At 66.8% G+C, this 12,960-nt stretch carries 16 protein-coding genes and 1 pseudogene; 4 read left to right on the top strand and 13 right to left on the bottom strand.

Going from position 1 to position 12,960, the window contains the following annotated elements:
- Positions 1 to 7: 7 nt before the first annotated feature.
- The 6 genes from CLG85_RS17690 to def (CLG85_RS17665) all read right to left on the bottom strand — a co-directional run bounded on the left by CLG85_RS17690 (position 8) and on the right by def (CLG85_RS17665) (position 3,925).
- Positions 8 to 988, bottom strand: coding sequence for a glutathione S-transferase family protein (locus CLG85_RS17690; protein ID WP_095883709.1), 981 nt, complete (start codon positions 986 to 988; stop codon positions 8 to 10).
- Positions 989 to 1,105: 117 nt separating this feature from the next.
- Positions 1,106 to 1,342: a GlsB/YeaQ/YmgE family stress response membrane protein gene (locus CLG85_RS17685; protein ID WP_095883710.1), complete on the bottom strand. Its 237-nt coding sequence runs from the start codon at positions 1,340 to 1,342 to the stop codon at positions 1,106 to 1,108.
- A gap of 14 nt (positions 1,343 to 1,356) precedes the next feature.
- Entirely contained in the window at positions 1,357 to 2,271 is a 915-nt protein-coding gene (gene fmt / locus CLG85_RS17680) for a methionyl-tRNA formyltransferase (protein WP_260349756.1), read from the bottom strand.
- A 132-nt stretch (positions 2,272 to 2,403) separates the two neighbouring features.
- Complete coding sequence (def, locus tag CLG85_RS17675; RefSeq protein ID WP_095883979.1) at positions 2,404 to 2,898, bottom strand: peptide deformylase; 495 nt, start codon at positions 2,896 to 2,898, stop codon at positions 2,404 to 2,406.
- A gap of 11 nt (positions 2,899 to 2,909) precedes the next feature.
- Entirely contained in the window at positions 2,910 to 3,407 is a 498-nt protein-coding gene (gene def, locus CLG85_RS17670) for a peptide deformylase (RefSeq protein ID WP_095883978.1), read from the bottom strand.
- Entirely contained in the window at positions 3,404 to 3,925 is a 522-nt protein-coding gene (gene def / locus CLG85_RS17665) for a peptide deformylase (protein ID WP_095883982.1), read from the bottom strand. Before def (CLG85_RS17665) ends, def (CLG85_RS17670) begins: the two co-directional genes overlap by 4 nt.
- Before the next feature lie 131 nt (positions 3,926 to 4,056).
- Between def (CLG85_RS17665) and CLG85_RS17660 the strand changes: the two genes are divergently transcribed.
- On the top strand, positions 4,057 to 5,235 hold the full coding sequence (locus tag CLG85_RS17660) for a MalY/PatB family protein (protein ID WP_095883977.1): 1,179 nt from the start codon (positions 4,057 to 4,059) through the stop codon (positions 5,233 to 5,235).
- A 148-nt stretch (positions 5,236 to 5,383) separates the two neighbouring features.
- Here CLG85_RS17660 and CLG85_RS17655 read toward each other — a convergent pair whose 3' ends face one another.
- The 7 genes and pseudogenes from CLG85_RS17655 to CLG85_RS17625 form a co-directional block, all read right to left on the bottom strand.
- Positions 5,384 to 6,007 (bottom strand): trimeric intracellular cation channel family protein, encoded by a 624-nt coding sequence (locus CLG85_RS17655; RefSeq protein WP_095883976.1) that lies wholly within the window; start codon positions 6,005 to 6,007, stop codon positions 5,384 to 5,386.
- Positions 6,008 to 6,012: 5 nt separating this feature from the next.
- Positions 6,013 to 6,465, bottom strand: coding sequence for a ribonuclease HI (rnhA, locus tag CLG85_RS17650; RefSeq protein WP_095883975.1), 453 nt, complete (start codon positions 6,463 to 6,465; stop codon positions 6,013 to 6,015).
- A gap of 111 nt (positions 6,466 to 6,576) precedes the next feature.
- Entirely contained in the window at positions 6,577 to 7,029 is a 453-nt protein-coding gene (locus tag CLG85_RS17645) for a DUF3429 domain-containing protein (RefSeq protein ID WP_095883974.1), read from the bottom strand.
- Between the two features lie 114 nt (positions 7,030 to 7,143).
- Complete coding sequence (locus tag CLG85_RS17640) at positions 7,144 to 7,536, bottom strand: ACT domain-containing protein (protein ID WP_224847806.1); 393 nt, start codon at positions 7,534 to 7,536, stop codon at positions 7,144 to 7,146.
- Positions 7,533 to 8,484 (bottom strand): annotated as a pseudogene (gene ispH / locus CLG85_RS17635) (4-hydroxy-3-methylbut-2-enyl diphosphate reductase). The gene CLG85_RS17640 and the pseudogene ispH overlap by 4 nt, the downstream one beginning before the upstream one ends.
- A gap of 68 nt (positions 8,485 to 8,552) precedes the next feature.
- The gene (locus tag CLG85_RS17630) at positions 8,553 to 8,993 is read right to left on the bottom strand and encodes a YqaA family protein (protein WP_095883972.1); all 441 of its coding nucleotides are present in this window, start codon (positions 8,991 to 8,993) and stop codon (positions 8,553 to 8,555) included.
- Between the two features lie 54 nt (positions 8,994 to 9,047).
- A complete protein-coding gene (locus tag CLG85_RS17625) occupies positions 9,048 to 9,620 on the bottom strand; it encodes a LabA-like NYN domain-containing protein (protein WP_092427755.1) in 573 nt (190 codons plus the stop codon).
- A gap of 134 nt (positions 9,621 to 9,754) precedes the next feature.
- Here CLG85_RS17625 and folK point away from each other — a divergent pair, with 134 nt between their 5' ends.
- The 3 genes from folK to CLG85_RS17610 all read left to right on the top strand — a co-directional run bounded on the left by folK (position 9,755) and on the right by CLG85_RS17610 (position 12,952).
- On the top strand, positions 9,755 to 10,321 hold the full coding sequence (gene folK / locus CLG85_RS17620) for a 2-amino-4-hydroxy-6-hydroxymethyldihydropteridine diphosphokinase (protein ID WP_235865494.1): 567 nt from the start codon (positions 9,755 to 9,757) through the stop codon (positions 10,319 to 10,321).
- Between the two features lie 98 nt (positions 10,322 to 10,419).
- The gene (gene rpoZ, locus CLG85_RS17615) at positions 10,420 to 10,773 is read left to right on the top strand and encodes a DNA-directed RNA polymerase subunit omega (RefSeq protein ID WP_095883970.1); all 354 of its coding nucleotides are present in this window, start codon (positions 10,420 to 10,422) and stop codon (positions 10,771 to 10,773) included.
- A 40-nt stretch (positions 10,774 to 10,813) separates the two neighbouring features.
- A complete protein-coding gene (locus tag CLG85_RS17610; RefSeq protein ID WP_095883969.1) occupies positions 10,814 to 12,952 on the top strand; it encodes a RelA/SpoT family protein in 2,139 nt (712 codons plus the stop codon).
- The last annotated feature ends 8 nt before the right edge of the window (positions 12,953 to 12,960 follow it).

The raw sequence follows: 12,960 nt of genomic DNA, 5'->3' as shown, positions 1-12,960 counted from the left end.
CCAGCGACTAGAGCGCGTCGCGCCCGTGCGGGGCATCCAGGTCGAGCACCGGCCCGACCGGCACGATGCGGTGCGGATTGATGGTGTCGTGGCTGTAATGGTAGTGCTGCGTGATGTGGTCGAGCCGCACCGTCCCCGCCACGCCCGACCACTGGTAGAGCTCGCGCACATAGGCCCAGAGCGCCGGGTAATCGACGATGCGCCGCCGGTTGCACTTGAAGTGGCCGTGATAGACCGTGTCGAAGCGGATCAAGGTGGTGAAAAGCCGCCAGTCGGCCTCGGTGATCAGATCGCCCATCAGGTAGCGCTGGCCGGACAGCCGCTCTTCGAGCCAGTCGAGCGTGTCGAAAAGCGGCAGCACCGCCTCTTCGTAAGCCTCCTGCGAGGTTGCGAAGCCCGCCTTGTAGACCCCGTTGTTGACCGTGTCGTAGATGCGCGCGTTCACCGGCTCGATGGCCATGCGCAGCGCTTCGGGCCAGTAGTCGTCGGTATTGCCGGTCAGCCCGTCGAAGGCCGCGTTGAACATGCGGATGATCTCGGCGCTCTCGTTCGAGACGATGGTCTCGCGCTTGCGGTCCCAGAGCACAGGCACGGTGACCCGGCCCGAGATCGCCGGATCGGTCTTGAGGTAGATGTCGCGCAGGAAGGGCAGCCCGTGCAGCCGGTCGCCGGTGGCGCCGTCGAAATCGGTGCGGAACTCCCAGCCCTCGGACAGCATCTCGGGATGCACGACGCTCACCGGGATGAGATCCTCGAGACCTTTCAGGGCCCGGAAGATCAGCGCCCGATGCGCCCAGGGGCAAGCGTAGCTGACGTAGAGATGGTAGCGGTCGGGCTCGGCGATGAAGCCGCCCTCGCCCGAGGGACCGGCGCTGCCGTCCGCGGTGATCCAGTTGCGAAACTTGGCGGTGGACCGCACGAATTTGCCCCCGGTCTTGCCGGTGTCATACCACGTGTCCTGCCATTCGCCGTCGACCAGTTGGCCCATGATGTTCGCGCTCCCTGCGTTTTCTTTCGTGAAAGACGTAGGGGAGCTACCTGCCCGAGCAAACCGGCACCCGCGCGCAGCCCCTCCGGCATGAGCGCACAGGCCGGGCCGGCCGGCTCAGCGCGGGCCGAACCTCTGCAGGATCCAGATCAGCAGCATCGCGCCCAGCACCGCGCCGACGAGCCCGGCGAGCGCGCCGGTCATCGCGATCAGCCCGCGCAGCACCAGCCCGCCGATGAGCGCCCCGCCCATGCCGAGCGCCACCGTCTGCAGAACGCCGGTCCGCACCTGCATGACCCGCGTGGCGAAGAAACCCGCCGCGGCGCCGATGATCAGAAGCCAGAGAATGCCCATGACCTGTCCTCGCGCTATGCCCCGCCCAGCATCGTGCCGGCGGGAATGTTCATGCCGCGCAGGAAGGTCTCGACATCCTGCGCCCCCTTGCCGGCGCGCTGCGCCCGGGTGATCTGCACCGCGCCCGCGCCGCAGGCGATGACAAAGCCCGAGTCCAGCGCCTCGCCCGGCGCACCCTCGCCCGGCACGACCCGCGCGCCCAGGAGCTTGATGCGCTCGCCGCCCACCATGGTCCAAGCCCCGGGAAAGGGCGCCAGCCCGCGGATCCGGCGCGACACCTCCTCGGCGGGCAGCCCCCAGTCCAGCACCGCCTCGGCCTTGTCGATCTTCTGCGCGTAGGTCACCCCCGCCTCGGGCTGCGACACGGGCTCCAGCAGGTCGAGCCGCTCGAGCGCGGTGACGATGAGCCGGGCACCCATGTCCGAGAGCCGGTCATGCAGCGCACCGGTGGTCTCCTCGGCGCCGATCTTCAGCGCCTCGCGCAGCAGCACCGGCCCGGTGTCGAGCCCGGCCTCCATCTGCATGATGCAGACGCCGGTCTCCGGGTCCCCGGACAGGATCGCCCGGTGGATCGGCGCCGCCCCGCGCCAGCGCGGCAGCAGGGACGCGTGGATATTCAGGCACCCGCGCGCGGGTGCATCGAGAATCGCCTGCGGCAGGATCAGCCCGTAGGCGACCACCACCGCCACATCGGCCTCCAGCGCCGCGAAAGCCGCCTGCTCTTCAGCCCCCTTGAGGCTCACCGGGTGGCGCACCTCCAGCCCCAGCGCCTCGGCGCGGGCCTGCACCGGCGAGGGGCGGTCCTTCTTGCCGCGCCCGGCGGGTCGCGGCGGCTGGCTGTAGACCGCGGCGATCTCGTGCCCCGCCCCGACCAGCGCCTCGAGCACCGGCACCGAAAACTCCGGGGTTCCCATGAAGACCACGCGCATCGGGCCGCTCCCTTCCGTCATTCCACAGATGCGGGGCCGCGCGGCAACCTGCCGGCGCCCGCCCCTTCTTCTCTTTGACAAATACGCAAATCCCGCCCGCGCCGCCAGCACCGCCTCGGGCAGGGGCGCGCCTCAGCCGCGCTTCTTCGAGCGGCGGATCAGCATGTCGCGCTTCACCTTGCCGAGATGGTCGAAGTACATCCGGCCGTTGAGGTGATCGACCTGGTGCTGCACCGAGGTCGCCCAGAGCCCGACGAAGTCCTGCTCCTGCATCTCGCCCGCCGCGTTCAGGAAGCGCACGGTCACGCCGCGCGGGCGCTCGATCTTGGCCCAGACGCCGGGCAGGTTGGGGCTGGCCTCGTCATGGGAGTTCATCTTCACCGAGGCATGCAGAATCTCGGGATTGGCCATGCGGATCGCCTTGCCGCGCTCTTCCGAGGCATCGACCACCGCGAGCCGCAGCATCACCCCGATCTGCGGCGCGGCGAGTCCGACGCCGGGCATCGCCTCCATCGTGTCGATCATGTCGTTCCAGATGGCGCGGATCTCGTCGGTGATCGCCTCGACCGGCGCAGCGGGCGTGCGCAGGCGCTTGTCGGGCCAGGGAATGCATGTGCGTGCGGTCATCGGCAGGCTCCTTACGCCAGCGCCTCGTAGTCGGCGATCAGCGCGTCTCGCGCCTCTGCCGAAAGCCGGTCGAAATGCACCAGCCCGTCGAGATGGTCATACTCGTGCTGCGCAACGATCGCCTCTGCACCCGACAGCTCGACTTCCTGCACCTCTCCGGTGAGATCGGCATAGGCCAGTCGGATGCGCGCGTGGCGCTCGACCTGCGCGGTGACCCCGGGGATCGAGAGGCAGCCTTCAGTGCCGTTGACACGCTCGTCCGAAACCCAGGTGATCTCGGGGTTGATGCAGGCGCGCGGCGTCATCTCGCCGTCCTTCCAGCCCGCGTCCATGACGAAGACCCGCACCATCGCGCCTACCTGCGGCGCGGCGAGGCCGCGGCCGGGAGCGTCGTACATGGTCTCGAAAAGATCGCTGACCAGCTCTGCCACCTCGGCCACCGAGCCGACCTCGGCGCAGCGCTGTGACAGACGCGGGTCGGGCCAGCGAAGGATCGGACGCAGGCTCAAATCCGTGCCCTCTCGCGTTTCAGCTTCTGCATTTTGCGGGTGATCATCTGGCGCTTGAGCGGCTTGAGGTAGTCAATGAAGAGCTTGCCATCGAGGTGGTCGATCTCGTGCTGCACGCAGGTCGCCCAGAGCCCGTCGAACTCTTCCTTCTGCAGCGTGCCGTCACGGTCCAGCCATTCGACCTCTACCATCTTCGGGCGCTCGACCTCGGCATATTGCTCGGGGATCGACAGGCAGCCCTCCTCGTAGAAGTTGCGCTCGTCCGAGCTGGCGATCACCCGCGGGTTGAACATCACCAGCGGGCGCGGCGTCTCGCCGTCGTCGGGACGTGTGCAGTCGAGCACGATCAGCCGCTCCAGCACACCGATCTGCGGCGCGGCCAGCCCGATGCCCGGCGCGTCATACATGGTTTCGAGCATGTCGTCGGCCAGCACGCGCAGCTCGTCCGACAGGTCGGGCACCGGCGCACAAAGCTTCTTCAGCCGCGGATCGGGGTGGATGAGGATGGGGCGTTTCATGCGCTTCATCTAGGCAAATCGACGTGAGCGCGCAAGATGCCCGCGCCTGTGACCCTTGCACTCGGGCGCGCGTTCGCTAGCGTCGGCCCGAGACCTGTTGTCCCAGCCGCCGTAAGAAAGTGACATCGCCGATGAAAGACCTGTTCAATCAACCGATCGACCGCCGGGGCACCGGCTCCTCCAAGTGGGACCTGATGGAGAAGCTCTTCGGCGTGCCGCAGGAGGACGGTCTGGCGATGTGGACCGCCGATTCCGACTATCCCACCGCACCCTGCGTGCGCGACGCGCTGCAGGCGCAGGTCGATCTTGGCATCTTCGGGTATTTCTCGGCGATGGGGCTCTACACCAGCGCGGTGCAATGGTGGATGAAGGCCCGCCACGACTGGCACATCGAACAGGAGTGGATCGTGCCGGTGCACGGCCTGGGCAACGGCGTGGCCATGTGCCTCGACGTCTACACCGCACCGGGCGATCACGTGGCGATCTTCTCGCCGGTCTACCACGAGTTCGCCGCCAAGGTGCGCCGCGCCGGCCGTGTGGTCACCGAATGCCCGCTGAAGCGCGAGGGAGAGCGCTACGAGCTCGACCTCGAAGACGCGCAGGCGCGGCTCACCGGCAAGGAGTCCATGCTGATCTGGTGCTCGCCGCAGAACCCCTCCGGCCGCATCTGGACCGCGGACGAGCTGCGCGCCGTCGCCGACTTCGCCAGGCGCAACGACCTGATGCTGCTGTCGGACGAGGTGCATCACGATCTCGTCTACCCGGGCGAGACCTTCGTGCCGATGGCCGTCGCCGCGCCCGAGAGCGAAGACCGGCTGGTCACCCTCACCGCCGCGTCGAAGACCTTCAACATCGCCGGCCAGCGCGTCGGCGCACTGACCATCAGCGATGCCGGCCTGCGCCAGCGGATGGAGGACCGGCTGACCGCGCTCGACAGCAAGCCCAACGCGCTCGGTCTGATCATGAGCGCCGCCGCCTATTCGCCCGAGGGCGCGGAATGGGTCGACGCGCAGATCGCCCATCTCGAGGGCAACCGCGCGCTCTTCGACGAGATGGTCAACGCCATCCCCGGCATGCGCTCGATGCCGCTGCAGGCGACCTACCTCGCCTGGGTGGATTTCTCGGGCACCGGCATGGACTTCGACGAGGTCAACGCGCGGGTGCGCGACATCGCCCGGATTGCCGTCAGCCCCGGCCCCTCCTTCGGCACCGGCGGCGAGACCTTCATGCGGATCAACCTCGCCGCGCCGCGCGCCATCATCGCCGAGGCCGGAACCCGCCTGCAGAGGGCTTTCGCCGACCTGCAGTGAGCCGCCGCCGGTTCTTCTAGGTCAAAATATCCCGGGGTGAATTGCCGCGCAGCGGCAAGAGGGGCAGCGCCCCTTCCATGCGACAAGAGCGAGGGGCGCTGCCCTCGCGCTCCCCGGCGTATTTCGAAAGAGAAGAAGGGGACGGGCGTCAGGCCCGCGGCGGGCGCGACTTGTAGACCGGGATGCCCCAGCCAAAGGCCAATGCCGAGGCGCGCAGGGCAAAGGTTACCCCGGCGCAAACCAGCGCGGCGGAGAAAGGCGGCAGGCCCAGCCAGCCGGCCACCAGCAGAGCCAGCGCGCCGCAGAGCGCGCAGGTGGCATAGGGCTCGCCCTGTTTCAGCAGGAGCGGCACCTCGTTGGCCACCACGTCGCGCATCAGCCCGCCGAGGCAGCCGGTCATCACCCCCATCACCAGCACCACGCCCCAGGCCGCGCCCTCGTCCTTGGCGATGCTGCTGCCGGCGGCCACCGCCACCGAGAGCGCCGCGGCGTCGAGCCAGAGGATTGCCTTGGCCCGGCTCTCGAGCCGGTGCGCGGTGAAGAAGACCAGCAGCGCGGCGGCGCAGGCAATGGCGAGATAGGTGGGCTGGGCGATCCAGAACACCGGGTGACGGTCGAGCAGCAGATCGCGCGTGGTGCCGCCGCCGACCGCGGTCAGGCACGCAAGGAAGGCAAAGCCCACCACGTCGAGCTGCGCCCGGCTGGCGACCAGCGCCCCCGTGAGGGCGAAGATCAGCACCGAGGCGTAGTCGAGAAGGACGAGCGGGCTCACCTGCCTCAGCCCTTGAACGGGGCCATGCCGGCCCGCGCCAGCTCGTCGGCGCGCTCGTTCTCGGGGTGGCCGGCGTGGCCCTTGACCCATTCCCAGGTGACGTCGTGGCGTTTCTGCGCCTCGTCGAGGCGCATCCAGAGCTCGGCGTTCTTCACCGGCTTCTTGGCGGCAGTCTTCCAGCCGTTGCGCTTCCAGCCGTGGATCCAGCCGGTGACGCCATTCTTCACGTAGGCACTGTCGGTGACGACGGTGATCTTCGACGGGCGCGACAGCGCCTCGAGCGCGCTGATCGCCGCCATCAACTCCATGCGGTTGTTGGTGGTCTCCGCCTCGCCGCCGTTGAGCTCGCGCTCCTTGGCGACGGTTTCGCCCTCCATCGCGCGCATGAGAACGCCCCAGCCCCCGGGGCCGGGATTGCCGGAGCAAGCTCCGTCGGTATATGCATATAGGTCAGCCATGGGCGAGCACGCTAAGCCATGGCGCCGAGGTGCCGTCAAGCCCGCACCCCTCGCCGCGGGGGACCATCGCGACGGCATGTCCCGTCCGGGCCGCCGCATGCCCCTTTCCGCTCACAGGAAGGCCTCGACCGACAGGCAGGCGACGACCACCGCGGTCAGCGGCACGCGCAGCGCCAGCCACCAGCGCGGGGTCAGGTTCCAGAGCTGGAAGAAGGCGTCGAGCAGCAGCAGGCCGAGGAACCCGAAGACGAGGTTGGTCGCGGCCGCCACCGGCCCGCCACCGACCATGAAGAAGGCCCAGAGCGCGGGCAGAACCGACAGCGCATAGGCCGCGGTCGCCTTGCTCCCGCCGGCCTTGGTGGCAAATCCCCAGAGCACGCCTGACATGAAGCCGAGGATCACCGTGCCGTAGGAGAGCTGCAGGTAAGGCGCGACGAAGCGGCTTCCGAGATGGGCCAGGGACCAGTCGTAGAGCGCGCCGTTAAAATGGGTGGCCACCGACCAGAGGAAGGGCAGCAGCCCGGCGAGCGCGAGGAACATCGGAGCGCGGGGCACGGAGCTCATGCGCGGCTCCGCGAAAGGGTTGGGCGGGGCATGGTCTCTCCTCCTGCGCGTGTTTTCGCCGCAAGGTTTCCGATCGCCCGGCCGCTGTCAACGAAGACAGGTCCGGACGGGCTTTCAGACGGGGGTGACCTGGTGCCCTTCGGCTTCGAGCAACTCCCGCGCCGCATCGAGCTGTGGGCCGTTCACCAGAAGGTAGTCGCGCAGGAAGGTCGAGATCACGAAAACACCCAGCCCCGCCTCGGAGAGCGGCTTCACCGCCGCCAGCACAACCCCTGGCTCGTCGAGCCCCGCCAGCGTGTCGACCCGGAAGGCCCGCCAGCCGAAGCTCCCCTCGGTCCCCTCGGGCACGGCGGCGGCGGGGCAAACCACCGACAGCTCGTCCGGCGCGCGGGTAAGGCTGACGCAGCCCTCGTCGCCGGTCCAGTCCGGAAAGGCGGCGCCCGCGGGCAAGCGCACTATGGCGTGGTCCTGCGGCAGCAGGGCAAGCGAGAGCCTGGGAAGAATCACGCCGACACACGCAGAACGCGCGGCACCTTGAACTCGACGTTCTCCTGCGCGGTCTCGACCTTCTCGACGGTCATGTCGAAGCGGGCTCCGAAGGCCGCGACCACCTCGTCGATCAGCACCTCGGGAGCCGAGGCGCCGGCGGTGACGCCGACCGCGCGGATGCCCTCGAGCGCGCGCCAGTCGATGTCCTCGGCGCGCTGGACAAGCTGGGCGTAGGAGCAGCCCGCCTTACGTGCCACCTCGACCAGCCGCTTGGAGTTCGAGGAGTTGGGCGCACCGACCACCAGCAGCGCATCGCAATCCGGCGCGATGGCCTTCACCGCCTCCTGGCGGTTGGTGGTGGCGTAGCAGATGTCTTCCTTGTGCGGGCCGACGATGGCCGGGAAGCGGTCGCGCAGCGCCGCGACGATGTCCACCGTGTCGTCGACCGAGAGCGTGGTCTGGGTCACGAAGGCGAGCTTGTCGGCATCGCGCACCTCGACCGTTGCCACGTCGGCGACGGTCTCGACCAGCAGCACCTCGCCCTCGGGGAGCTGGCCCATGGTGCCGACGGTCTCGGGGTGGCCCTCGTGGCCGATCATGATCATCTGCAGCCCGTTCTCGTGATGACGGGCGGCCTCGATGTGCACCTTCGAGACCAGCGGGCAGGTCGCATCGACGTAGACCATCTCGCGCCGCGCCGCCTCGGCTGGCACCGCCTTGGGCACGCCATGGGCAGAGAAGATCACCGGCCGGTCCGGCGGGCAGTCTTCGAGCTCCTCGACAAAGACCGCACCCTTGTCGCGCAGCCCGTCGACAACGAACTTGTTGTGCACGATCTCGTGCCGCACGTAGACCGGCGCCCCCCCATTTCTCGAGTGCCATCTCGACGATCTTGATCGCCCGGTCGACACCGGCGCAGAACCCGCGCGGTGCGGCGAGATAGAGGGTGAGAGGGGCTTTGGTCATGGCTTGGGTCACCGGTGCGTCTGCTGTTTCCTCAGACCTAGTGGCTCTGCACGCGCGGGTCCAGAGGCTCAGCCCAGGGTCGCGGCGGTCAGCCAGGCGAGAATGATGTACCGTCCGGTCTTTGCCACCGCGACGAGCAGCACGAAGAGCCAGAGCGGAGTGCGCATGATCCCCGCGACCACGGTGAAGCCGTCGCCCAGGGGTGCCCAGCTCAGCAGCAGCGACCAGATGCCCCATTTGGCGTACCAGCGCTGCGCGCGCTCCAGCTGCGCCTCGGTGACGGGAAACCAGCGGCGATGGCGGAAATGCTCGAGCCCGACGCCGAGGGTGTAATTTACCACCGAACCGAGCGTGTTGCCGATGCTCGCCACGAGCACCAAAGCCCAGATCGGCAGGTTCGAGCCGAGCTGTAAGCCGACGAAGATAAGTTCTGACTGGAACGGCAGGATGGTCGCGGCTCCGAAAGCCGCGACGAAGAGGCCGCCGTAGCTGGCAGCCTCACCTAGCATGGGCGGCGGACCTCATCCCCATAAGATCCGCCTGCCTTGGAAGGCACCAAGGGATCAGTTCCCGTTGGCAACCTCGAAGTTGCGCTCCGCCTGCTGCTCACGCGGAGGGCGGCCGATCACTTCGCGCAGTTCGTCGAGCTCGATGAAGTTGTCGGCCTGACGGCGCAGCTCGTCGGCGATCATCGGCGGCTGGCTGCGGATCGTCGAGACGACCGAGACGCGAACGCCTTGACGCTGCAGGCTTTCGATCAGCGGCCGGAAGTCTCCATCCCCAGAGAACAACACGATGTGATCGACGCGCGGCGCCAGTTCCATGGCATCGACGGTCAGCTCGATGTCCATGTTTCCCTTCACCTTACGGCGGCCCTGCGCGTCGGTGTATTCCTTCGCGGGCTTGGTCACCATGGTGAAGCCGTTGTAGTGCAGCCAGTCCACCAGCGGACGGATCGGCGAGTATTCGTCGTTTTCGAGGAGCGCAGTGTAATAGAATGCGCGCACCATCTTGCCGCGACGCACGAATTCTTGTCTGAGCAGCTTGTAGTCGATGTCGAAGCCGAGGGCTTTGGCGGCTGCATACAGGTTCGACCCGTCAATGAACAGCGCCAACCGTTCGTCCTTGTAAAACATCAAATGTCCTTTCGAGCAATCGGGGCGCCGGATCCGTGAGTGGAAAAATGGAATAATGAGGCACCCTGCTATGAGAGTAAGCCTTTCAGGCAGCTTTTCAAGCAGCGCAATATATGCAGAAGGATAGTGTAAGGTTGGGTTTACGTAAGAATTTCCTGATTGCCCTGGGTGCAAACTTGCCGTCGGAGGCCGGGACACCGCTGCAAACGCTGCAGGCCGCGCTCGCCGCTCTAGCGCGCGAGGGATATAGGATCGAGAAGGTCAGTCGCTTCTACGCAACACCTTGTTTCCCTGCAGGATTCGGGCCGAACTATTGCAACGCCTGCGCCATGGTGAGCGGGCCCGCGGATCCCGCCTCCATGCTTGCTGCACTGCACCGCGTCGAGGCGCAGTTCGGCCGCGAAAGAGAGCGACGCTGGGGCAGCCGGACGCTCGATCTCGATCTGCTTGCTGCTGGCGAACTCGTGATGCCGGATGAGGCAACTCAGACGCAATGGCGGGAAATTGCTCAAGAGAAACAAACGGCGATGACTCCCCCAGAGCTCATTCTGCCGCATCCGAGATTGCAGGACCGTGCCTTTGTCCTTGTTCCCCTTTGCGAAATTGCCGCTAATTGGCGTCACCCAATTCTCAGGCTGACCGCGCAGGAACTTTGCGACGCCCTCCCCGAGGAGGCCCACGCCGAGGTCGTTCCAATGTGACCGAGCCGCTCCGATGGAACGCCGCGTTTGCGCTTGTCAATCCTCAAGCGTCGCGGTAGGAGTCTCATTTCTTACGGTCAACCGAAGGTGAAACGCTCATGGCCCGCGTCACGGTAGAAGACTGCGTCGACAAGGTTCCCAACCGCTTCGAGCTGGTTATGCTCGCGTCCCATCGGGCGCGCGAAGTCGCTTCGGGTGCGCCGATCACCGTCGATCGCGACAACGACAAGAACCCGGTGGTCGCCCTGCGCGAAATCGCCGAGGAAACCCAGTCGGCTGACGAGCTGCGCGAACGCCTGATCGAGTCGCACCAGACCCAGATCGAGGTCGACGAGCCCGAAGAGGACAGCATGGCGCTTCTCATGGGTGCCGAGCAGGACAAGCCCGCCGATGACGACATGTCGGAAGAAAAGCTCCTGCGCGCCCTGATGGAAGCGCAAGGAGAGAGCTGAGAGGCTCGCTTGTAGCGGGCCAGCGTAAGGATAGGCGCCCATGATCGCGGCGGAAGACCTCGTTGCACTGGTCCGCAACTACAACCCGAAGACCAACGAGAAGCTGATCCGCGAGGCCTATGATTACGGCCTGCGGATGCATGAGGGGCAGTATCGCCATTCGGGCGAGCTGTACTTCACACATCCCGTTGCGGTTGCCGCCATCCTGACCGAGCAGCAACTCGACGACGCGACGATCATCACCGCCCTTCTGCACGACACGATCGAGGACACCCGCGCCTCGTATCAGGATGTTGCGGATCGCTTCGGCACCGAGGTGGCGGATCTGGTCGATGGGGTCACCAAGCTGACCAACCTGCAGCTCTCCTCGTCCGAGACCAAGCAGGCCGAGAACTTCCGCAAGCTCTTCATGGCGATGTCCCGCGACCTGCGGGTGATCCTTGTCAAGCTCGCCGACCGCCTGCACAACATGCGCACCATCAAGGCCATGCGCCCCGAGAAACAGGTGCAGAAGGCGCGTGAGACCATGGACATCTACGCGCCGCTTGCCGGCCGGATGGGCATGCAGTGGATGCGCGAAGAGCTCGAGGACCTGGCCTTCCGGGTGCTCAACCCCGAGGGGCGTGCCTCGATCATCCGCCGCTTCATCAACCTGCAGAAGGAAGCCGGCGACGTGATCCACCGGATCACCGGCGACATGCGGCACGAACTGGAAGAGGCGCAGATCGAGGCCGAGGTCTTCGGTCGAGCCAAGAAGCCCTACTCGATCTGGCGCAAGATGCAGGAAAAGGGCATGGGCTTCTCGCGCCTGTCCGACATCTACGGCTTCCGGGTCATCACCCGGAGCGAGATGGACACCTACCGCGCGCTCGGCGTGATCCACCAGCGCTGGCGCGCCGTGCCGGGCCGCTTCAAGGACTACGTCAGCCAGCCGAAATCCAACGGCTACCGCTCGATCCACACCACCGTCTCGGGCCGCGACGGCAAGCGCGTCGAGGTGCAGATCCGCACCCGCCAGATGCACGACGTCGCCGAGACCGGCGTCGCCGCGCATTGGTCCTACCGGGACGGCGTGCGCTCCGAGAACCCCTTTGCCGTCGATCCCGCCAAGTGGATTTCCTCGCTGACCGAGCAGTTCGACGCCGAGGAGGATCACGACGAATTCCTCGAGGCGGTGAAGCTCGAGATGTATTCGGACAAGGTCTTCTGCTTCACGCCCAAGGGCGACGTGGTGAAGCTGCCGCGCGGCGCGACGCCGCTCGACTACGCCTATGCCATCCACACCCGCATCGGCTCGGCCTGCGTCGGTGCCAAGGTCGACGGAATCCGCGTGCCGCTCTGGACCCGGCTGAAGAACGGCCAATCGGTCGAGATCATCACCGCCGAGGGGCAGACCCCGCAGGCCACATGGCTCGACATCGCCACCACCGGCAAGGCGCGCAGCGCCATCCGCCGCGCCCTGCGCGAGGCCGGTCGTGGCCGCTTCATCAAGCTGGGGCAGGAGCTTGCTCGCTCGGCCTTCGAGCACGTTGGCAAGAAATCCACCGACAAGGTTCTGGAGAAGGCAGCCAAGACGCTACGGCTCGAGGATGCGGACGAGCTGCTCGCCCGGCTCGGCAGCGCAGAATTGACCACCCGCGAGGTGGTGCATGCGGTCTACCCCGACCTCACGCCCTCGGACGCGCATGAGGTCGAGATGCAACGCGCGGTGATCGGCCTCGAGCCCGGCACCGGCTTCACCCGCGCGCGCTGCTGCCAGCCGCTGCCGGGCGAGCGGATCGTCGGCATCACCAAGCGCGGCAAGGGCGTCTTCGTGCACGCCATCGACTGCGAAGCGTTGGCCAAATACGAAGACCAGCCCGAGCGCTGGGTCGATCTGCACTGGGCCGACGGCACGCATCCCGCGGCCTATGACATGAGCCTTGACCTTACGGTCGGCAACGATGCTGGGGTCTTGGGGCGCATTTGCACCTTGATCGGAGAGCGCGGGGCCAATATCTCGGACCTGCACTTCATCGACCGGAAACCGGATTTCTTCAGACTTCAGATAGATGTGGAACTGAGGGACGCCGAGCATCTCCATTCGTTGATGTCAGCACTCGAAGCCGAAAGCGACGTGGCCTCGGTCAGCCGCCACCGCGATACCTCCCTGGCGGCCGTGCCTGCCGCCGCGGAATAGAGACAAAG

This window comes from Alloyangia mangrovi (genome assembly GCF_002300555.2).
Taxonomy (GTDB): Bacteria; Pseudomonadota; Alphaproteobacteria; order Rhodobacterales; family Rhodobacteraceae; genus Salipiger; species Salipiger mangrovi.
Note: the sequence above shows the minus strand (reverse complement) of the source record. Positions and strands in the feature narration are given on the sequence as shown.